The sequence below is a fragment of the Exiguobacterium algae genome, from assembly GCF_018617875.1.
Lineage (GTDB): Bacteria > Bacillota > Bacilli > Exiguobacteriales > Exiguobacteriaceae > Exiguobacterium > Exiguobacterium algae.
In genome coordinates this window covers 924888-945383 of record NZ_JACSKZ010000001.1, presented here as the reverse complement: position 1 = coordinate 945383, position 20496 = coordinate 924888, and the positions used below count along the sequence as shown (strand labels likewise).

Below are 20496 nucleotides of genomic sequence, written 5' to 3'. Positions count from 1 at the left end.
TTCTTATGAACGGTAACCGTTCGGGTTGTGGGATTGCCATTTCCAGGCGTCACGGCACATCGCGCGGACGTCATGACGTGCTTCCCAGCCGAGTACTTCCTTCGACTTCGTCGGATCGGCGAAGCAGGCCGCGATGTCACCGGGGCGGCGCGCCGTCACTTTGTACGGGATGGCACGGCCGCTTTCAGCCTCAAACGCCTTGACGAGGTCAAGCACGCTATAGCCGGTGCCGGTCCCGAGGTTGAACGCCTCGGCACCCGTATGATTCATGACATAATCGAGCGCCTTCAGGTGACCCTCGGCGAGGTCGACGACGTGGATGTAGTCGCGGACACCGGTCCCGTCCGGTGTGTCGTAGTCGTCACCGAACACGCTCAACTCATCGAGTCGGCTGACGGCGACTTGCGTGATGAACGGCATCAGGTTGTTCGGGACATCGAACGGGTCCTCTCCGATCTGACCGGATACGTGGGCACCGATTGGGTTGAAGTAACGGAGGAGGGCGATGCTCCAATCGCCATCCGAGACGGCGACGTCGCGTAACATGTCCTCGATCATCAGCTTGGTACGTCCGTAAGGGTTCGTCGCCCGAAGCGGGAACGACTCGTCGATCGGGGTGCGCTCCGGCATCCCGTATACAGTCGCCGATGAACTGAAGACGATCCGTTTCACATCGAACGCCTGCATCACTTCGAGCAGGACGGTCGTGCCGACGACGTTGTTCTCATAATAGCGAAGCGGTTCACGGACCGATTCACCGACCGCCTTCAGACCGGCGAAGTGGATGACGGCATCGATCGTGTGAGTCAAAAAGATCTGTTCTAACAAAGCACGGTCTAATATATCCCCTTCGTAAAACGTCACGTCTTTCTCTGTCAGCATCTCGACGCGGGACAACGCCTCGCGGCGGCTGTTCGATAAGTTGTCGATCACGATGACGTCGTGATTCGACTCGAGTAATTGCAGGACGGTATGGGTACCGATGTAGCCGGCACCGCCCGTCACGAGAATGGTTGGACTCATATTTTACATTTTCCTTTTAGTCAATTAAATCTCAGATAAACGGATCCGGGTCGTGCCGGATGCGCCGATGAACAGGCGGAGCGAATAGCGGTCGCTTTCAAAGACGACGGCGTCTTCGGTCACATACGTTGGTTCACCGATTTGAAGCAAGACGTCTTTTGTCTGCCCGGTGTTCGTCCAGTCGATGGCCATCACCTCGCCGTTTTGAATGGTGAAGAAGATGCCGGAATAAAACGCGTAGTCGTTTAACGCGTCTTCATCGCGACCGAACGGTTCACCGATTTCGGCATACAATTCTTCCTCGGTCATCTGTAAGTAATCTTCGGCGGACTTTTCGATATACGTCTGGTCGACACCCGTCTGAATCCAGGTGAGGAGTTGCGGGTCACTCAGTACGGGCCCGGTCCATTCGGTCGTCACGTCAGATTTTTTGGCCCAGGCTGTTAAGTCGTCTGTACCGAGGTCGAGTAATATGTAGTCTTCTTGTTCCTCAAGCACCGGATAGTGGTCACCGATATCCGCGATGTACGTCACGTTCGTGCTGTCAGGGGCGCTCAAGAGTGACGTGTTCTTCACATTGATCCAGACGTCGTTCGTTTCCGGAACGGCCACGACAGGTTCGTCCTTGACAGGAGGTGTCGTCGTTGCGGTCTCATTCGAAGTGTTGAACAGATCCGCGAGTAGCGGGTAGGCGAAATAGCCGCCGCCGAGCAGGATCATCGTGATGAAGATCCCAATCATCAATCCACCGCTTTGACGCCGGCGCGGGCGGGCCGGTTCGATATGACGCTGGTACTTCAAACGTTCCGCGCGGGATGGCATCGGCGTTTCGGCGACGTAACGTGGTTTGACGGTCGGTTGGACCGGTTCCTCATCAGGAAGGAGCGTTGTCGCGACAGCCTGATCGGCTAATAATTCTGAATCGGTTTGCTCTTGTTGGAGAGAGGGTTCGTCCGTCGGAATTGGTGCTGGACTGGATAAATCTTCTTTTTCAATAAATGGACCTTGATGAGTCGGAACGTCCTCAATGGAATGTTTCGGAACAGATGCGTTTGCATCATTTTCAAAAAAAGGTAAATGATTTTCGTCATGTCGCTCGAGGATCGCGACGTAATAAGAAAGAAAAATGAGGTCTGTCTTGCCGCTTTTAAGCCAGGATGTGAAGTCATCAGCCGTCTTCGACTCGTTCGAAATCGTCTCGTCGGTCTCGCCGGTCAGTTCATTAAATGAATCGGAAAGTGGCTTTCCATCAGCTAAATTGCTTGTGATTTGTCGTTGAATCGACACACGCGTTTTGGTGTCGAGCGTTGCGTACAATTGGAGTAGGCGCTCACTTACATGCACTTCGGGTCTCCTCCTTTTCATAAGTTCTACTATTAAAAGTTTAACAAAGTTTACATGGCAAAAAACCCATTTTTTTAAAATTGGGTCATCATGAGGAGTGGATTTTTGCTATAATATTTTGGGATTGGTAGTTTAAATATTATCTGCGGGATTTTTCCAGTAGTTACCTTACAGGGTTAAAGGAGAGAAGGACGGACATATGAACGAAGAAACGATTTCCCTAGGAGAATTGTTCTCCATCTTAAAGCGTAGCAAATGGTTGATTTCAAGTTTAACGATTTTAGCGGCAATTATTGCCTTTTTGGTCAGTTCATTTATTATCAGCCCGACGTACGAGGCCTCAACTCAGGTGCTGGTGGCCCCTAAACAATCACAGAACAATATGATGGTCGATACAAGTCAGATCCAATCGTCGATCACGCTTGTGAATACATATCGAGTCATTATCCAAAGCCCGGCTATTCTGGAGCAGGTACAGGAGAACGTCGTCGGTGCCCCGGAAAATATCGGGAACTTGATTTCAGTAAACAGCGAGCAAAACTCGCAAGTCATCAACATCACCGTCCAGCATACGAACCCGATTATCGCGACGGATATCGCGAACGAAATCAGCCGGGTCTTCTCGAAAGAAGTACCGGAGCTCATGAGTGTCGATAACGTCAAAGTCTTATCGAGTGCCTCGGTTCCGATGTTCCCGGTTAAACCGAACATTGTCTTGAATACAGCGATTGCAGCTGTTCTCGGAATGATGATCGGGGTGGCGATGGCGTTTCTCAAAGTGGTGCTCGACCGCCGAATCAAGACGGAACAGGATGTCGAGACGATTCTTGAACTCCCTGTGCTTGGGTCGATTCCAGTCATCGAGCGTGTCGAAATGATGCAACAACGTCAAGCGAAAGCGAAAGGTGAAGAGGTCCATGTTTAAGTTGTTTAAGAAGAAAAACAAGCGGATTCAATATGATAAAACCGGGCGTGACTTGATTACGGTCCATAAACCGAAGTCTCCCATCTCGGAGCAATACCGGACGATTCGGACAAACCTCGAATTCACAGCGGTTGACGAAGATTTTCAAACGGTAGCCATCACGTCCTCTACTTCAGGGGAAGGGAAATCGACGACGTCATCAAACCTTGCGGTCGTCTATGCTCAGCAAGGGAAACGTGTCTTGTTGATGGACTGCGACATGCGCCGTCCGACAGCACACTTCACGTTCCGTCTTCCAAACGGGATTGGACTTTCAACGGTCCTTGCGAAGAAGACGACGATGGAGAAAGCAATCCATTCGACACAAGTCGAAAACTTGGACTTGTTGGCGGCGGGACCGATTCCGCCGAACCCGTCAGAACTCTTATCTTCAAAAATGATGGACCGCGTACTCACCGAACTAAAAGAGCACTACGACATGATTATTCTTGATGCCCCGCCAATGATGCAGGTAGCGGATACCCGACTCCTCGCACGAAAAGTCGACGGTGTCGTCCTCGTTGTAGGATGTGACAAGTCAGATCGGCAGATGGTCGTCAAAGCAAAAGAACAGTTGATGCTTGCAGATGCCCACATTTTAGGGGTCGTATTGAACAAGCGGGAACCACAGGGCAGTGACGATTACTACTATTATTATGCGTACGAATAAAAGGAGAGACACGCCATGATTGATATCCATTGTCACTTGCTTCCGGCCGTCGATGACGGTCCGGGCACAGTCGAACAAGCAGTCGAGATGGCGAAACGCGCAGCACAAGAAGGGGTGACCGCGATTGTGGTTACCCCTCACGCGTTTCACCCGCAATTTGAGACAGAAGACTTAAATGTTCAAAAAGCGGTCGACAATCTACAACAAGTGTTGAACCAGGAAAACATTAAGATTGACCTGCACCCGGGACAAGAGATCCGTGTGTTTGGCGACCTCGTACAATCATTGGAAGATGGAAAAGCGTTGTCACTTGCCGGATCCCGGTATGTCCTCGTTGAATTCCCGAGTGACACGGTCCCGGCGTATGCCGAACAGCTTTTCTTCACTTTGCAGGCGGAAGGCTATACCCCGATCATCGCGCATCCAGAGCGCAACAAAGAGTTTGCGACGAATCCGAAGCGTTTGATGGATTTTGTTTCGTCAGGTGCATTGTCTCAAGTGACGACGGGGAGTCTTACAGGTGAATTCGGGCAAACCGTACAAGAGCTCGCTTTTGTATTTTTACGAAATGGACTCAGCCATCTCGTCGCATCGGATGCCCATAGCACGGGTCGTCGGACATTTTATTGGGAAGCGGCACAGGATGCGGTAACGAACGAACTCGGACACGAAAAATGGGAGACCCTCCTGACGAACGCTGAAGCGGTCATCAAAGATGAGTTCGTTTTCGTCGATCCACCTGTCTTGCCCACAAAAAATTGGCGAGGAAAATGGAAAAAATAAAAACACGTTATTTTTTGTAATTTAAGTAAATGAATATATAAAAATAGGACCATTGTCGAACATTGTCGAGAAAAGTTAGGTACTAATTCCCTTTCTTTGGTTTTTAAGTTGGGTCAATCGTGATACTATTAAAATATATTTTAAAAGGATGTTGTTCACATCCTTTTTTCTATATTTGACGAAATTATACATAACTATTCATAGGAGGGGCATGATGACCGTTAAAAAAGTAAAAAAAGCAGTCATTCCGGCAGCGGGTCTTGGGACACGTTTCTTACCGGCAACGAAGGCGATGCCAAAAGAGATGCTACCCATTGTCGATAAACCAACAATTCAATACATCATTGAAGAGGCAGTCGCTTCAGGGATTGAAGACATTCTAATCGTGACGGGGAAAGGCAAGCGTGCAATCGAAGATCATTTTGATTCAGTTCCGGAACTCGAACAGACGCTCATTGAAAAAGGGAAGTCAGAGTTTTTAGCGCTCGTTGAAGAAACAACGAATATCAACATTCATTTCATTCGACAATCGAAGCCGATGGGGCTCGGTCATGCGGTGCTCCAGGCGAAGGCTTTCGTCGGCGATGAACCATTCGTTGTTATGTTGGGGGACGATATTGTTCAGGCGGAAGTGCCATGCACACGTCAGCTGATTGAGGAATATTACAAGACTGAGAGATCGATTATCGGAGTCCAACCAGTATCTCGCGAAGTAACGCATCGTTATGGCATCGTCGACCTAAAAGAGTCGATTGCAGGTGGGTTACATAAAGTTGAATCATTCGTAGAGAAACCAGCGCCGGGTACTGAGCCTTCGAATCTAGCGATTATGGGACGCTATCTATTCACTCCGCAAATTTTTAAATTTTTAGAAACACAAAAGGCAGGTACTGGTGGTGAGATTCAATTAACAGATGCCATCACAAGATTGAATGAGATGCAAAATGTGTTTGTTTATGAATTTGATGGCAAGCGCTATGACGTAGGCGAAAAACTCGGGTTTATTCAGACGACGCTCGAATTTGCATTGAATCGAGAAGATTTACGTGAAGATGTATTAAAAATGATGACACAATTGATTGAAGAACAAACGACAGTAAAAATCACTATTTAGAAGGAGGGAGAATAGTTGTCGATACCCCAATTAGGTAGAAAATCTTTGCGTACGGGTGTACTTGTTGTTTTAGATATTGTTGCAATCTTATCAGCGATGCTCATTTCTTATTTTTTCTTGTATCCACTAGAATTTATTCAAAATATCGATCGCAATCATTTTATGGAAACGGCGATTTCGTACAGCGCCATCTTTATCGTAATGGCAGGGTTCAGTCGCTTATATCGTGTCGCATGGCGATTTGCGAGTATGACGGAAGCAATTCGCTTAGCATTGACACTCGCCTCTAGCACGCTCATTTTATACATACTTCAGTTTGCCGTGTACGGGGAAGCAATGGAACGAATATTGTTCCTAAGTTTTAGTCTTTCATTGTTGATGTTAGGTGGCATTCGTCTTGGGTCGCGCATTTATATCACGTGGAGACAGGACCAACTTTCAATATTGCGTGGACGAAAAATGAAGCAAGGAAAAGACGAAAAACGGACGTTAATCATTGGAGCCGGACAAGCAGGACGGATGCTGGTTCGCCAGATGAAACATTCAGATAATCACCGTATGAATCCAGTGGGCTTTATTGATGACAATAAACATTTGCAAACATTAACCGTGAATGATGTCGCAATACTCGGAACAATCGAGCAACTCGAAGAGGTTGTGGAGAGTGAAGCGATTGAAAAGATTGTATTTGCGATTCCTTCGATGGGTTATCAGGAACGACTGGCAGTCATTCAACGGGCAAAACAAGTTTGTACGAATGTACATACGCTTCCGATGATTGAAGAAGTAGCTGCGGGTAAAGTTTCAGTCAATCAGATGCGTGAAGTTTCCATTGAAGACCTCCTCGGCCGTGAGCCGGTCGAGTTAGACATAACAGGGATTCAAGCAGAGGTCGAAGGGAAGACTGTTTTGGTGACAGGTGCTGGGGGATCGATTGGATCCGAAATCTGTCGCCAAATCTTAAAATTTAAACCAGACCGGTTAATACTTCTTGGTCACGGAGAAAATAGTATCTACCTAATTGAACGAGAATTACGCGAAGCAAAAGTGAAGGCAGAACTTATCCCGGTTATCGCGGATATTCAGGATGTCGATCGTTTACGAGAAGTATTTATGACGTATTCGCCACATCTCGTATTCCACGCTGCTGCGCATAAGCATGTTCCTTTAATGGAAGCAAACCCGCACGAAGCGGTGAAAAATAATATTTATGGCACGAAAAATGTTGCGGAGATGGCCGATGAGTATGGTGCCTCACGCTTCGTTATGATTTCGACTGATAAGGCGGTCAATCCAACGAACGTGATGGGCTCAACGAAACGGATTGCGGAGATGGTCGTACAGCACTTGGCAAAATCGAGTGAAACAAAGTATGCGATTGTTCGATTCGGTAACGTGTTAGGTAGCCGTGGATCGGTTATTCCGCTATTCAAATCACAAATCGCAAAAGGCGGACCGGTTACAGTGACACACCCTGATATGACACGCTACTTTATGACGATTCCCGAAGCAAGTCGACTCGTGATTCAAGCGGGAACGCTCGCGAATGGCGGTGAAGTGTTTGTTCTTGATATGGGTGAACCTGTCAAAATTGTAGATTTGGCACGTAACATGATTCAACTAAGTGGTTTTACAGAAGAACAGATTGCGATTCAGTTTAGTGGAATTCGTCCTGGCGAGAAAATGTATGAGGAGCTGTTGAAGGAGGGGGAAGTTCACCCTGAGGCAGTCTATCCGAAAATTTTCACGGGGATTGTTACAGAAGAGTCTGATTTACAAGGGAAGCTAGAAAACATGAATCAATTAATGACAAGTGAGGGACTCAGTTTGTACCTCGTAAACTGGGCCAATGATAGCCTTGATTTAGTTGAACAGAGCGAGACAGCACATTTAAAAGAAACAGTTTAAGGCTTGGAGTGTGAATGATGACATATATTAAGTCAAAAAAGAGGCTGGGATTTTTATTATCTTTGATAGGGCTAATTATCTTATTGCCTCTATTTATCGGAATAATGATTGCGATTAAGTTAGAGTCAAAAGGACCTGTATTTTTTAAGCAAAAACGTGTAGGCATCCATCAGTCACATTTCAATATACTGAAATTCCGAACAATGCGAATTGATACACCTAAAGATACCCCAACCCATCTACTTTCTAATCCGGATCAATACATCACGAAGACTGGGAAGTTTTTGCGTAAAACCAGCCTGGATGAGTTACCACAAATCATTAATATTCTTAAAGGGGACATGGCTGTGATTGGCCCTCGTCCTGCCCTTTGGAATCAATACGATTTAATTGAAGAGCGTGAAAAATATGGGGCAAATGATGTTCTTCCTGGGCTTACTGGGTGGGCTCAAATCAATGGTCGAGATGAATTACCCATTGAATTTAAGGCTCAACTTGATGGGGAATACACCAAAAATATGTCGTTTTGGATGGACGCAAAATGTTTTGTTGGAACAATATTAAGTGTGGTAAAGAGTAGTGGTGTTGTAGAAGGTGGAACTGGAACGATGATTAAGCAAGTAGCTAGTGGATTAGAAAACATACCTACAGAAAAAAATGAACAGTAATTTAGGAGCATATTGACTGTATGAAAATATTAGTGGTTTGCCAATATTATTACCCGGAACCATTTAGAATCACAGACATCTGTGAATCGTTAGTAAAAAACGGGCATGAAGTGACTGTGCTAACGGGGCTTCCGAATTATCCTGAAGGTATTGTGCTAGATGAATATCGATATGGCAATAAAAGAGTAGAGAAAATCAATGGAGTAAATGTTATTAGATGCTTCGAGATAGGGCGAGGCAAGAGTAATCTCAGGTTATTTATTAACTATATTAGTTTCATTATATCAGCTTCAATCAAATCACTTTCTTTGAAAAAAAAATATGATGTAGTCTTTGTTAATCAGCTTTCACCGGTCTTAATGGCTATCCCAGGTATTATTTATAAAAACAAAAATAGAAAGAAGCTCTTGTTATATTGCCTGGATTTATGGCCAGAGAGTTTGGTTGCAGGCGGAATTACTGAAAAATCTTATATATATAAATTTTTTAAAATAATCTCTAAAAGAATTTATAATTCCGCAGACGAGATTTTTATTTCTTCAAACTTATTCAGAGATTATTTTGAGGAAATACTAAATATAAATGATAACAATATATCATATTTACCACAGTATGCAGAGAATCTTTTTTTAGAGAATGTAGAAATGGATCGAAATGAAAAAATAAACTTTGTTTTCGCTGGGAATATAGGTGATATGCAAAGTGTAGATACAATTGTGAAAGCAGCCAATGAAGTGAAGAATAATAAAGACATAGTATTTCATATCGTCGGGGATGGTTCGAAGTTGAAAGAATGTAAAAACTTAACCGAGAAGCTGAATCTGAAAAATATCGTATATTATGGAAGGTTACCGCTTTCAAAAATGCCTCAAATTTATGGAATGGCAGATGCCATGCTAATCACTTTGAAAAACAATTCTAATATTTCATATACTTTACCGGGGAAATTACAGTCATATATGGCCGCAGGTAAACCCATAATTGGTGCTATAAACGGAGAAGCAAATCAAGTGATTAAAGAGTCTAAATGTGGATTGGTTTGTGAGGCAGAAGATTTTAGTGCTTTAGCTCATTTGATTACAAATTTTCACAATAGTACATCTAGTGAAAAGCTGAGTATGTCGAAGAATTCTTATAGCTATTATGTTAATCACTTTTGTAAAGCACATTTTATGTTGAAGCTGGAAGAAAAATTATGTGAATTAGGAGAAAATTAAATGTTTAAAGGTAAAGTACTACTTATTACTGGTGGAACAGGCTCTTTTGGCAACGCCGTAATGGAACGATTTCTTGAGACGGATATCAAGGAAATTCGAATTTTTTCTAGAGATGAGAAAAAACAAGAAGACATGCGAAAGAAATATCAAAGTAACAAATTGAAATTTTATATCGGTGATGTTCGCGATCAAAATAGTGTGAAAAATGCAATGTATGGTGTAGATTATGTATTTCATGCTGCTGCGTTGAAACAAGTTCCTTCTTGCGAATTTTTTCCTTTAGAGGCTGTTAAAACAAACGTGTTGGGAACTGAAAATGTTTTGAACGCAGCAATTGAAATCGGAGTCAAAAAAGTTATTTGCCTTTCGACTGATAAAGCGGCTTATCCAATTAATGCAATGGGAATTTCAAAAGCAATGATGGAAAAAGTGTTCGTTGCAAAGGCTAGAACAATCGATGCTACACAGACATTAATTTGTGGAACTCGTTACGGAAACGTTATGGCTTCTCGTGGCTCAGTCATTCCGTTATTTATTGAGCAAATTAAGAATGGTGAACCACTTACGGTAACAGATCCTAACATGACTCGCTTTTTAATGAGTTTAGAAGAGGCTGTTGAGCTTGTTGTGTTTGCATTTAACAACGCAGTGGCAGGGGATATTATGGTTCAAAAGTCTCCAGCATCAACTGTAGGAGACTTAGCGATAGCTTTAAAAGAATTATTTGAAGTTGATAATGAAATCAAAGTGATTGGTACGCGTCACGGGGAAAAAGCCTTTGAGACTTTATTAACTCGAGAAGAACACATTGTAGCTGAAGATTTAGGCGGATTCTATCGGGTCCCTGCGGATACTCGTGATCTAAACTATGATAAGTATTTCAGCGAAGGAGACGAACAGCTTACTCAAGAGACTGAATACAATTCGAACAATACAGAGCGTCTCTCAGTTGAGGAGATTAAGCAGAGATTGTTGACATTGGATTACGTACGGAACGAACTCGAAAAGCGGATTAATGTATGAATATTTTAATTACGGGTTCGAATGGGTTTGTCGGTAAAAATCTAGTTGCTGAATTGAAGAATCAAGGCTATGAACACTTGATGCTTTGCAATCGTAACACGACAGAAGAAGAACTACTTTCGTTTACACAGAAAGCTGATTTTGTTTTTCACTTAGCAGGTGTAAATCGACCTAAAGAGGGTGCTGAGTTTAAGTCAGGGAACCAAGGTTTTACACAGAAACTAGTAACATTACTTTCAAAGCGTACTATTAAACCGTCAATCATGTTTGCTTCTTCAACTCAGGCAGAGTTATCTAATCCTTATGGAGAGAGCAAACGTGAGGCAGAAAAAATTGTTAGAGAATATGGTCAAGAAAATGGTGTGGAAGTAATGATTTACCGATTCCCCAATCTTTTCGGGAAATGGTGTAAACCGAACTATAATAGCGTAATCGCAACGTTTTGTCATAATATTTCTCGAGATATTCCTATTCAGGTGAATGATCAATCGACAACTTTGACTGTTGCCTACATAGACGATGTGATTACAAGCTTGATTGCTTTGCTGAGAGAAACAGCACTAGAAGGTGTAAATGAATTCTATAATGTTACACCAACATATGATGTAACACTTGGACGTTTAGTCGATTTGTTAACATCCTTCAGACAATCAAGAAACGATTTATCTATTGCCCAACAGGATGATGTATTGGTAAAGAAATTATATAGTACATATTTAAGCTATTTACCTGAACGAGATTTCTCTTATGAATTGAAGATGCATAAGGATGAAAGAGGTTCATTTACGGAATTTATGCGAACATCAGATCGAGGTCAAGTATCCGTCAATATTTCTAAACCAGGCATTACGAAGGGGAATCATTGGCACCATACTAAAAATGAAAAGTTTCTTGTAGTCAGTGGGCAGGGAGTGATTCGGTTTAGAAAAATCGAATCAGCTGAAGTCATTGAGTATTTTGTGAGTGGAGAAAAGCTTGAGGTAGTTGATATTCCAGTAGGTTATACACACAACATCGAGAACCTGGGTAATCAAGACATGGTTACATTAATGTGGGTAAATGAGCCTTTCGATCAAAATCGACCAGATACATATTACTTGGAGGTTTAAGTTTTATATGAAGAAATTAAAAGTTATGACGATTGTAGGTACAAGGCCAGAAATCATTCGTTTGTCCGCGACAATTAATCGTCTTGAAAGTTCAGAAGCAATTGATCATGTGTTGGTCCACACGGGACAAAACTATGATTATGAACTAAATGAAGTGTTTTTTGAGGATTTCAATTTAAGAAAGCCAGATTATTTCTTAAATGCAGCTAATGGAACGGCGACGGAAACGATTGGACATATCTTAATTGCGATTGATCCAATTTTAGAGAAAGAACAACCCGAAGCAGTATTAATTTTAGGAGATACAAATAGTTGCTTATGCGCAATCGCAGCGAAGAAACGTAAAATTCCAATTTTCCATATGGAAGCGGGAAATCGTTGTTTTGATCAACGTGTTCCAGAAGAAACGAATCGGAAGATTGTTGATCACATTTCCGATATCAATTTAACGTATAGCAGTATTGCCCGTGAATACCTATTAAAAGAAGGGTTATCAGCGGATCGAGTTATTAAGACTGGAAGCCCAATGTACGAGGTACTAGAATCGAAACGTGAAGAAATTTATAAGTCTGATGCACTGAGTCGTTTGAACTTGGAAAAAGATAAATATTTTTTGGTTTCAGCTCATCGAGAAGAAAATATAGGATCTGAAGAAAAATTTTTTCAGTTAGTTGAGTCTCTAAATGAGATTGCTGAATTATATAAATACCCAATTATTTTAAGTACACACCCAAGAACACGGAAAATGGTTGAAGAGAAAAATGTGAAATTTCATGAAAATGTCCAATTACTTAAGCCGCTAGGTTTCATTGACTATAATAACCTTCAAATTAATGCGAAAGCGGTACTTAGCGATAGTGGAACGATTAGTGAGGAAGCCTCTATTTTAAATCTTACAGCGTTAAACTTAAGGGCAGCGCATGAAAGACCAGAAGCAATGGAAGAGGCAGTAGTAATGATGACTGATGTCAACGCCAAGCGAATCTTGACGGCATTAAAGTTCTTAGAAGAGTCTGATTACCAGCCTCAATTGGTTAATGATTATAATGTTGAAAAAGTTTCTGAAAAAGTAGTGAAAATTATTCTATCGTATACACAATATGTCAACGAAGTTGTTTGGAGAAAACAATGAAGAAAATTTTAATATTCACAAGCGTATACGAACCAGGAATAAAAGGTGGAGGACCAATTAGGTCAATCAAAAACATTGTTGATAGATTATCTAATAGATTTGAATTTAGTATTGTTACTCAAGATCGAGATTTGGGTGACACTCAACCATTTGAAGAAATAGAAACAGAAAAATGGGTTTCATTAGGTAAAGAAAAAGTATTTTATACAAGAAAATCAAAGCTGACTTTCAAAAAAACTTTAAAATTAATTAAAGAATCACAGTGTGATTATATTTATCTTAACAGCTTTTTCTCTTTCAAATTTAGTATCTTGATAGTTATCCTTCAAAGACTAAAATTTATGGACGCTAGTATAGTGTTAGCTCCAAGAGGAGAGTTTTCCCCGGGTGCTTTAAATATTAAGAAAAATAAAAAAATGCTATACATTTACTTAATTAAAATTTTTTCAATGTACCGAGATGTTTATTGGCATGCAACGAATGAACTTGAAGTGGAATATATTAAGAGGATTATTGGTAATACCAATAAAATTCATATTGCGTCCAATTACATAGAATTTTCTGCGTTTTCACCAAAGGTTTCCTTAAAGGAACCTGGTAGTTTAAAGCTTCTGTTTATATCTAGAATTAGTCGAAAAAAAAATTTATATGGCGCACTAAAAATACTTTCTAAAATTACAACTAGAGGGAACATTGTATTTAATATTTTTGGTCCTCTCGAAGATATAGAATATTGGAAAGAATGTGAAACTGTAATTAACACTTTCCCGGAAAATATCAGAGTGAATTATTGTGGGGTTTTAAAAAGAGAGTCCCTTGATGATGTTATTAAAAAACACGATTTTTTATTCTTCCCGACCTTTGGTGAAAACTTCGGACATGTTATTGCTGAATCACTTATGTCTGGGACACCAGTAATATTGAGTGATCAAACTCCATGGAGGAATCTACAGGAATATAATGTGGGGTGGGATATTTCTCTTGAAGACTTGGAAGAGTTTGAAGAAGTAATTACGGAATGCTTAAATATGGATCAAAAACTGTATTCAACCATGATTGAAAATTCTCAAGAATTTGTTAAGAGTATATGTAATCCTAAAAATCTAGATGAGAAATATATAGAGCTTTTCACATGATGAATTATAAATCAAAGGTGATGACCAGACTATTATGACTAAAATGTTAATGCTTGTATACAATGATTTAAACCGTGATGCTAGGGTCCAACGTTCATATAAATCTTTATGCGAAAAATATGATATAACAGTAGTTTCAGTGGGAAATCAAGAAACAGAACTTTACAGTAAAAACAATATCGTAATAATGAATGCCGGAAAAACATCTATTTCAAATTATTTGAGTTATGTGAAAGCAGTTATCAGAATTTCAAAGAGTGAACAATTTGACTTAGTATACGGTCATGATTTTTATTCGGCTTTACCAATGTTCATGATGAAATTAAAAAGAAAAACTTTTAAATTAATCTATGATGCACATGAGTTGTATTTCCCAAATAGCCAAGAATTTTTTTCAATGAGAGATTACTTTTTTTACTTCTTTGAGAAAAAAATAATTAAAAAATCAGATTTAGTAATTTGTGCCCAAGAAAAACGTAGTGAAATTATGAAAAAACACTATGAATTGAAAGAATATCCTTTGGTAGTCGAAAATATTTCTATTTTAAGTGATCGAGAAAGTGATAAAACCAGACAGATATTATCAGATAATAAATATTTTTTCAGTACCGAAGCAACCTGTATTGTTTATGCCGGTGTGGTTACAAAATCTAGAAGAATTGACAAACTAATTGATGCAGTAAATGAATTGGGGGAGAGTTACAAACTTCTCATTGTAGGAGAAGGCGACTATTATGGGGCTTTACTTGAAAAAATAGAGAAATTGAATAACAAAAATATTATTGCTGTTGGTAGCATGGCATATAATGAATTAGGTGCATTGTTAAAAAAAGGAGACGTTGGATATCTTTATTATCCGAACGAAGGACTTAATAATAAATACTGTGCACCAAATAAGATATACGAATATGTAAGTGTAGGATTACCGATAATATGCAATGAAAATATTACATTAAAAAATATTGTCGAGGATAAGCAGATAGGTGTAAGCAGTGATGATATAAAAAAAGCTATAAAGCTAGTTGTACAAAATCATGAGATATTTAAAAAAAATACTATCGAATTTAATAACTCAATAGTTAAGAGTAGTGACGAAAAAAATGTAATATCTTATATAAATGAAGTATTAACGAGGTAATTTCAAATGGGAAACTTAGAGATTTCAGTTTTAATTATTATTCTCATGTGTAATGTGTTGGTGTTTTTCTTGTGTATATCTCAAATTCCTAAGGGTATGAGAAGAGTATATTTTGTGTTTTCAACAGTCCCGATATTCTTTTATTCTGGTTTAGGAATTGCATTCGATACAATTGAAAATGATTACCTTGGGAAATATATTGTATTTTCTTCTGTCTTTATGATTACTCTCTCATTTGTATTAAGAAAACATATTACTTTAATGAATGAAAAAAAAATAAGTGAGAACCTTAAATTTGTTACATTACACGAATCAAGCCTATCAATTCATGAATATGAAATAAAAAACAAATGGATATTCAACATAGGAACGTTTATCTTTTTCATGACATTGTTTATTTTTTTAATTATTCCAGAAATTAGAGTAAATCAACTTTGGTCTCCTCCCACATCTTTAGTCAAAGATATCGTTGGAAGGAGAGAGGCCATAAAGAGTAATACAATACTTAATATTGCTCTAATGCTGAACACCGTTTTTCTTCCGTTCTTTATGGTCAAACTGTGGGATCTAAAACAGAATAAAAGAAAGGTAAGCATGCTGGCATTAGTGGGATTATGGGTTTATCTTGAATTCTTGCAAGAAGCATACTTAGGTAGATATGAGATGATTCTATATTCTATGTTTGTATTTCTAATTTTGACTTTAAATACAAAAGAAAGATTTGATATATCAAAAAAACAAATATCACTTATTTTGACGGCCATTGTAATTTCCGTACCTTATTTATTAACTTATCAATATTCTAGGATTGGGATGTCGATGACAAACTTTTCTTTTGCAGACGCGATAGTAGAGTTAATGACTATTGAAGTTTTGTTTCCGAAGTATTATCCAGAAACCAGCTACTTATCAAGTGCTATTTCGCCAATAAGTTATCTATTATGGATTTTATTACTTCCTATTCCGTCATTTATTTTCCCGGATAAGAGTCAGCTAGGTGTACTGATAAATCAACAATTTTCAACTTTCATTCTAGGCGTAGATTACGGATCTGATGATTACTATGGGTTATTGCCTTCCATATTGGGAGAAGGAATTTTGATATATGGGGATTACTTTTATTGGATTCATGCAGTTTTTTTAGCAACATTTATAGGTTTTTTATGCAAAGTGATGGAGAGGAAACCGGAATTGATTATATTGAGTTTGTTTTTTGCAATAAAAACAATAACTATAGCTCGGGGTGGAACTCAAGGATATATTGGTCTAGTAGTAAACTCCCTATTTATCTATTTTCTTATGGAATTTCTGATTATAAATTGGCGAAAAAGTGTTAAAGGGAAATTCTTTGTCTAGGTTTGTCTATAATGAAGAAGATAAATTATAAATCAAGCGCAATAATAAGGCGTATTATTATAGAATGCTTCGTGTAGAATGGGTCACTACAACTTATATTATTAAGTAAATCTTGAGACAAGGTCATCCATCTTTTAACATTAGAAAGTAAAACAGAAGTTTACCGAGAGGTGGTGAGGTCCAAACTGCATATTACGAGAAAGCTTGGACTTGCTCACTCGATCGTCTTGTGAGTGAACTTCACGACAACTCTTCGGACAGTGATTTCAAGACGATGACAACGCGACAGAGGCGAGCCATGGGTGATGGATATTTTATCCACCTAAGTGAACTCCTATATTTTTTATGTATAGTGAGTTTTTTAATAAACCTTTTTTGTAAATAAGGTGTTAAAAAACTCAATTCATGGAATTACGTATTAGTATATATTAGAAAGGGACAACAATGATTCCAAAAGTTAGTGCAATATATAATAAGAATAATCACGATTTTTTAAAGGTATTTTCTTTTGACATATTATCGAAATTATTTATGGGGTTATCTGCAATAATAATCATAAGAATATTGACTCCTATAGAGTATGCTCAGTTCGTAAGATTTTCGACACTATCCAATTTCCTTTTAGGCGTTTTTGGATCTGGAATTGCACTTTCATTTGTGAGGTATGCTTCGGAACAAATCTCTCGTAAAAATAGAGAAGTAGTTTTAAGTTTATATATCCTCTCATCAATATTTATATTTAGCGTTTTTTTAGTCACATCATTATTTATCCCTTTTATCAGCTTAGGATTTAATGCCTCTGTAACTGTAGTTTCTTGTTCGATAATATACGGATTTCTTTTGTCCATGATTCGTTTGAATCAATCATATTATCAAGTTCAAGAAGCATTCTCAAAATCCGGCATTGTTGACAATATGAAAAATATCATTATTTTTTTGTTATTGCTTTCTTCATTTATATTACTTGATATTAGCATTTACCTAATTATTGGATTTTATCTATTCGCAGGAATAATTACACTTATTGTTAGTTTTCAAAAAATATATTATCCCCAAAAAAATGAGAGAAAAAAAATAAAGCTGACTCTTTTGACAAAAATGTTTCGAGAAAGTTATTGGCTAATAATTTACGGCGTCATACTGAATTTATTTAATCAAATGGATATTTTTATGTTATCCAGTTTAGCCGATGACCATGATGTTGCCGTGTATGGTGTTGCTTTTAGGTATTATGCTCTTCTTTTGACATTATTACCATCGATTCAAGCTGTTTTAAGAGTACGGACTTCCAAGAAAGAATATATAGATAATAAAAACATAAGATATGAGTTTACAATAAAATGGATTAAAAAAACATCTAAGGTCGCAATACCTTTTTGTTTATTTGTTATTGTGGTAAGTGAGTTTTTATTTCCAGTATTGAATGGGAACGGTTACAATGATGCTATTTTGGTGTTTCAAATTTTAACATTAGGTGTCGGAATGAGCTATATTTTCGCTCCGAATGTGAATATTGTGATGTCATCTAAAAAGTATAAAGAACTATGCTTCTTTGCTTGTATATCATTATTTATTAACACCTTTGGTAACCTTATTTTCATCCCATTGTATGGAACGACTGCTGCTGCGGTATCAACGATTATATCACAAGCGATTCTAAATGTTCTTTCTACTTTATTGGTACTTGTTGATTCAAGAAAGGATTATAAAAATGGATAAACTTAAACCGTTGATTACATTTTTGGAATCGAGCGAAATAATTAAAAGAAATATGTTGATTAAGCTGGTAAGAAATAAAAAAATAACTCGTCTGCTTAAAAGAATGAATTACATAGGGGATATCTCATCTCAGTTAGTAACAATAAACAGAATGATTGATATTAAAAAAGTTGATTTGAAAGAAATTGAGACTGAAAAGTTTGATTTTTTAATGAGAATGTATTTGTCTCACCGTTTTGACGTTCTAGGTAGTGGATGGGTTTCAGCTTCATATGATTCAGTTCCCCTCGGTTTAGAAGGAATAAAGTATAGTAACCAAAAGAAGACATCACAAATTATTAATGAGCTTGATATAACGGTTACTCCTGATTATAGAAGAATCGATTGGAGTAGGGACTTAAAAACAGGTTTTAGTTTTGACAATAGGGTACATTCTGATCGAATTAGGTCCAAAATTCCTCGTGGTGTAGATATAAAAGTTCCTTGGGAACTTTCTCGTATGTACCATCTTCCACAAATTGCATTATACGCTGTGAAAAGAGTAGAAGTTAGATCCAAACTTATAAAAGAATATAAAAATCAACTTATCGATTTTTTCGAAACGAATCAAATTGGCTTCGGGGTTAATTACTCTAATCCAATGGAGGTTGCAATTCGTTCTGCAAATATACTATTAAGCTATGACATTATTAAGCAAGTAGATGATAATAACGATTTAGATGATTTATTTAAAGCTGTTTTCATTGAGCAAATGGTACTTCATGGGAGATTTATAATTAATAATTTAGAATATAATTATCGGGGTGGAGAAAACGGAAACCACTACTTGGCCAACTTATGTGGTCTAATTTTCATCAGTTCCTTCATTGAAACAGAAGAATCACAAAAGTGGATGAGTTTTGCTGAAGAAGAACTTCGGAAAGAAATTAGTAATCAATTTCTAGAAGACGGGTCTTTTTTTGAAGGTTCTACTGCTTATCACAGATTGTGTACAGAAATGGTTTTTTATTCTATAGCGATATTGATCGAGAACAATCGAGACATAGCTGAAGAAATTATAGTGAAGGTTAATAAGATGATAGATTTTTCTTTGTTAATTAGAAAGGGAAATGGGGAGTTCGTGCAAATTGGCGATAATGATAGTGGTAGGTTGTTCAAGTTGAACCCTCGAGGTCAATTTATTGATGTTTATAAAATAGCAGATATAAATAAAAATCTCCAAGAGTACACGAATCTGTATCAAGATGAAAATGTGATTTTTAATGAAAATGAGTTATTAATAGACTCCGTACTTGCCAGTGCTTATGCTCTTACAAGGTATAAGTCATTGTCTACAATAGCTGAAAACTATAAACTCGAGTACAGCTTGCTTAATAGCATACAAGGAACTAAAAAAAGGATTTTATACAAAGACTCGCATGAGAATTCAATTGACGTGATTGAAAAGGAGATTGATTTGAGAGAGTTATCATTTCAAGATTCAACAATAATAAAGTTTAAAAACGACAAAATGAGATCAGTTAGCGTAAGGCACGCACCAGAATTCGGAGTTCATGTTTTTGAAAGTGAAGGCGTTCAATTGTTCATTCGAAGTTATGTCGACTATAAGAAGTTAAGAACTGGTCATGCACACAATGATTTGTTGCACTATGAAATTTATTGTAATGGACGAAGTTATTTTTCGGACAGCGGGAGTTACATTTATACACCGATTATAGAAAAAAGAAATTCCTTTAGACAATCGAGTGCACATAATGTTCCGAAATATAGTGAAGAGATTACAGATTTTGTAGGTCTATTTAAGGTAAGACCACTATGCTCTGGAGAAATAATTGTATTAAACAACAATGAGATTGGGATTCTTCTTGAATTTAGGAACATAAAGCACTATAGACATTTTTATATACACGAAGATTATATTGTAATTAATGACTATGGGAGTGAAAAATTCACTTTAGACTACGAGAAAAATGCATACCTTTCAAAAGGTTATGGGATTTTACAAGAGAGGACTGATAATGTTTCAACTGAAGATATCGAAATTATCAAATCTAACGTGTGTGTTTATTCTTAAAAATAGAATATTAATATGATGTTACTCTTGTATATCAGAAGATAGAGAATTAATGGCGGTGATACCATAAATAGTAAAGGATTTTTATGTAACTGATGATTTTTTGGCGCATTTTGTA

The 20496-nt window shown here is 38.4% G+C and carries 17 protein-coding genes; 15 read left to right on the top strand and 2 right to left on the bottom strand.

What is annotated here, in order from left to right:
* Positions 1–3: 3 nt before the first annotated feature.
* Together galE and KNP03_RS04675 are read right to left on the bottom strand one after the other, a co-directional pair.
* A complete protein-coding gene (gene galE / locus KNP03_RS04680) occupies positions 4–1023 on the bottom strand; it encodes a UDP-glucose 4-epimerase GalE (RefSeq protein WP_214825887.1) in 1020 nt (339 codons plus the stop codon).
* Positions 1024–1047: 24 nt separating this feature from the next.
* Positions 1048–2367 carry a hypothetical protein gene (locus KNP03_RS04675; protein ID WP_214825885.1) on the bottom strand — a complete coding sequence of 440 codons (1320 nt, stop codon included), beginning with the start codon at positions 2365–2367 and terminating at the stop codon, positions 1048–1050.
* A gap of 199 nt (positions 2368–2566) precedes the next feature.
* On the opposite strand from KNP03_RS04675, the gene KNP03_RS04670 reads away from it, so the two are divergent.
* The 15 genes from KNP03_RS04670 (at position 2567) to KNP03_RS04600 (ending at position 20378) form a co-directional block, all read left to right on the top strand.
* Complete coding sequence (locus KNP03_RS04670) at positions 2567–3292, top strand: YveK family protein (protein WP_214825879.1); 726 nt, start codon at positions 2567–2569, stop codon at positions 3290–3292.
* Positions 3285–4001, top strand: a complete 717-nt coding sequence (locus KNP03_RS04665) for a CpsD/CapB family tyrosine-protein kinase (protein ID WP_214825877.1) — start codon at positions 3285–3287, stop codon at positions 3999–4001. The genes KNP03_RS04670 and KNP03_RS04665 overlap by 8 nt, the downstream gene beginning before the upstream one ends.
* Before the next feature lie 15 nt (positions 4002–4016).
* Entirely contained in the window at positions 4017–4784 is a 768-nt protein-coding gene (locus KNP03_RS04660) for a tyrosine-protein phosphatase (RefSeq protein WP_214825875.1), read from the top strand.
* Positions 4785–4998: 214 nt separating this feature from the next.
* A complete protein-coding gene (gene galU / locus KNP03_RS04655; protein ID WP_214825874.1) occupies positions 4999–5898 on the top strand; it encodes a UTP--glucose-1-phosphate uridylyltransferase GalU in 900 nt (299 codons plus the stop codon).
* A 15-nt stretch (positions 5899–5913) separates the two neighbouring features.
* On the top strand, positions 5914–7806 hold the full coding sequence (locus tag KNP03_RS04650) for a polysaccharide biosynthesis protein (RefSeq protein WP_240544429.1): 1893 nt from the start codon (positions 5914–5916) through the stop codon (positions 7804–7806).
* Between the two features lie 17 nt (positions 7807–7823).
* On the top strand, positions 7824–8474 hold the full coding sequence (locus KNP03_RS04645; RefSeq protein ID WP_214825872.1) for a sugar transferase: 651 nt from the start codon (positions 7824–7826) through the stop codon (positions 8472–8474).
* Positions 8475–8494: 20 nt separating this feature from the next.
* Positions 8495–9691 carry a glycosyltransferase family 4 protein gene (locus tag KNP03_RS04640; protein ID WP_214825870.1) on the top strand — a complete coding sequence of 399 codons (1197 nt, stop codon included), beginning with the start codon at positions 8495–8497 and terminating at the stop codon, positions 9689–9691.
* Positions 9692–10714: a polysaccharide biosynthesis protein gene (locus KNP03_RS04635; protein WP_214825868.1), complete on the top strand. Its 1023-nt coding sequence runs from the start codon at positions 9692–9694 to the stop codon at positions 10712–10714.
* Positions 10711–11823, top strand: a complete 1113-nt coding sequence (locus KNP03_RS04630; protein ID WP_214825866.1) for a polysaccharide biosynthesis C-terminal domain-containing protein — start codon at positions 10711–10713, stop codon at positions 11821–11823. Before KNP03_RS04635 ends, KNP03_RS04630 begins: the two co-directional genes overlap by 4 nt.
* A 7-nt stretch (positions 11824–11830) precedes the next feature.
* A complete protein-coding gene (gene wecB / locus KNP03_RS04625) occupies positions 11831–12955 on the top strand; it encodes a non-hydrolyzing UDP-N-acetylglucosamine 2-epimerase (protein ID WP_214825865.1) in 1125 nt (374 codons plus the stop codon).
* A complete protein-coding gene (locus KNP03_RS04620) occupies positions 12952–14091 on the top strand; it encodes a glycosyltransferase family 4 protein (protein WP_214825864.1) in 1140 nt (379 codons plus the stop codon). The genes wecB and KNP03_RS04620 overlap by 4 nt, the downstream gene beginning before the upstream one ends.
* A gap of 34 nt (positions 14092–14125) precedes the next feature.
* Positions 14126–15229 carry a glycosyltransferase gene (locus KNP03_RS04615; protein ID WP_214825863.1) on the top strand — a complete coding sequence of 368 codons (1104 nt, stop codon included), beginning with the start codon at positions 14126–14128 and terminating at the stop codon, positions 15227–15229.
* A 6-nt stretch (positions 15230–15235) separates the two neighbouring features.
* Entirely contained in the window at positions 15236–16585 is a 1350-nt protein-coding gene (locus tag KNP03_RS04610) for a hypothetical protein (RefSeq protein WP_214825862.1), read from the top strand.
* 444 nt (positions 16586–17029) lie between these two features.
* The gene (locus tag KNP03_RS04605) at positions 17030–18304 is read left to right on the top strand and encodes an oligosaccharide flippase family protein (RefSeq protein WP_214825861.1); all 1275 of its coding nucleotides are present in this window, start codon (positions 17030–17032) and stop codon (positions 18302–18304) included.
* Positions 18297–20378, top strand: a complete 2082-nt coding sequence (locus tag KNP03_RS04600; protein ID WP_214825856.1) for a heparinase II/III family protein — start codon at positions 18297–18299, stop codon at positions 20376–20378. The genes KNP03_RS04605 and KNP03_RS04600 overlap by 8 nt, the downstream gene beginning before the upstream one ends.
* Positions 20379–20496 lie beyond the last annotated feature (118 nt).

What these genes read in the sequence shown, in the direction of transcription:
- galE (WP_214825887.1), bottom strand. Translation starts at nt 1,023, where the DNA reads ATGAGTCCAACCATTCTCGTGACGGGCGGTGCCGGCTACATCGGTACC.
- KNP03_RS04630 (WP_214825866.1), top strand. Translation starts at nt 10,711, where the DNA reads ATGAATATTTTAATTACGGGTTCGAATGGGTTTGTCGGTAAAAATCTA.
- wecB (WP_214825865.1), top strand. Translation starts at nt 11,831, where the DNA reads ATGAAGAAATTAAAAGTTATGACGATTGTAGGTACAAGGCCAGAAATC.
- KNP03_RS04660 (WP_214825875.1), top strand. Translation starts at nt 4,017, where the DNA reads ATGATTGATATCCATTGTCACTTGCTTCCGGCCGTCGATGACGGTCCG.
- KNP03_RS04600 (WP_214825856.1), top strand. Translation starts at nt 18,297, where the DNA reads ATGGATAAACTTAAACCGTTGATTACATTTTTGGAATCGAGCGAAATA.
- KNP03_RS04670 (WP_214825879.1), top strand. Translation starts at nt 2,567, where the DNA reads ATGAACGAAGAAACGATTTCCCTAGGAGAATTGTTCTCCATCTTAAAG.
- KNP03_RS04635 (WP_214825868.1), top strand. Translation starts at nt 9,692, where the DNA reads ATGTTTAAAGGTAAAGTACTACTTATTACTGGTGGAACAGGCTCTTTT.
- KNP03_RS04640 (WP_214825870.1), top strand. Translation starts at nt 8,495, where the DNA reads ATGAAAATATTAGTGGTTTGCCAATATTATTACCCGGAACCATTTAGA.
- KNP03_RS04610 (WP_214825862.1), top strand. Translation starts at nt 15,236, where the DNA reads ATGGGAAACTTAGAGATTTCAGTTTTAATTATTATTCTCATGTGTAAT.
- KNP03_RS04615 (WP_214825863.1), top strand. Translation starts at nt 14,126, where the DNA reads ATGACTAAAATGTTAATGCTTGTATACAATGATTTAAACCGTGATGCT.
- KNP03_RS04620 (WP_214825864.1), top strand. Translation starts at nt 12,952, where the DNA reads ATGAAGAAAATTTTAATATTCACAAGCGTATACGAACCAGGAATAAAA.
- KNP03_RS04645 (WP_214825872.1), top strand. Translation starts at nt 7,824, where the DNA reads ATGACATATATTAAGTCAAAAAAGAGGCTGGGATTTTTATTATCTTTG.
- galU (WP_214825874.1), top strand. Translation starts at nt 4,999, where the DNA reads ATGACCGTTAAAAAAGTAAAAAAAGCAGTCATTCCGGCAGCGGGTCTT.
- KNP03_RS04665 (WP_214825877.1), top strand. Translation starts at nt 3,285, where the DNA reads ATGTTTAAGTTGTTTAAGAAGAAAAACAAGCGGATTCAATATGATAAA.
- KNP03_RS04605 (WP_214825861.1), top strand. Translation starts at nt 17,030, where the DNA reads ATGATTCCAAAAGTTAGTGCAATATATAATAAGAATAATCACGATTTT.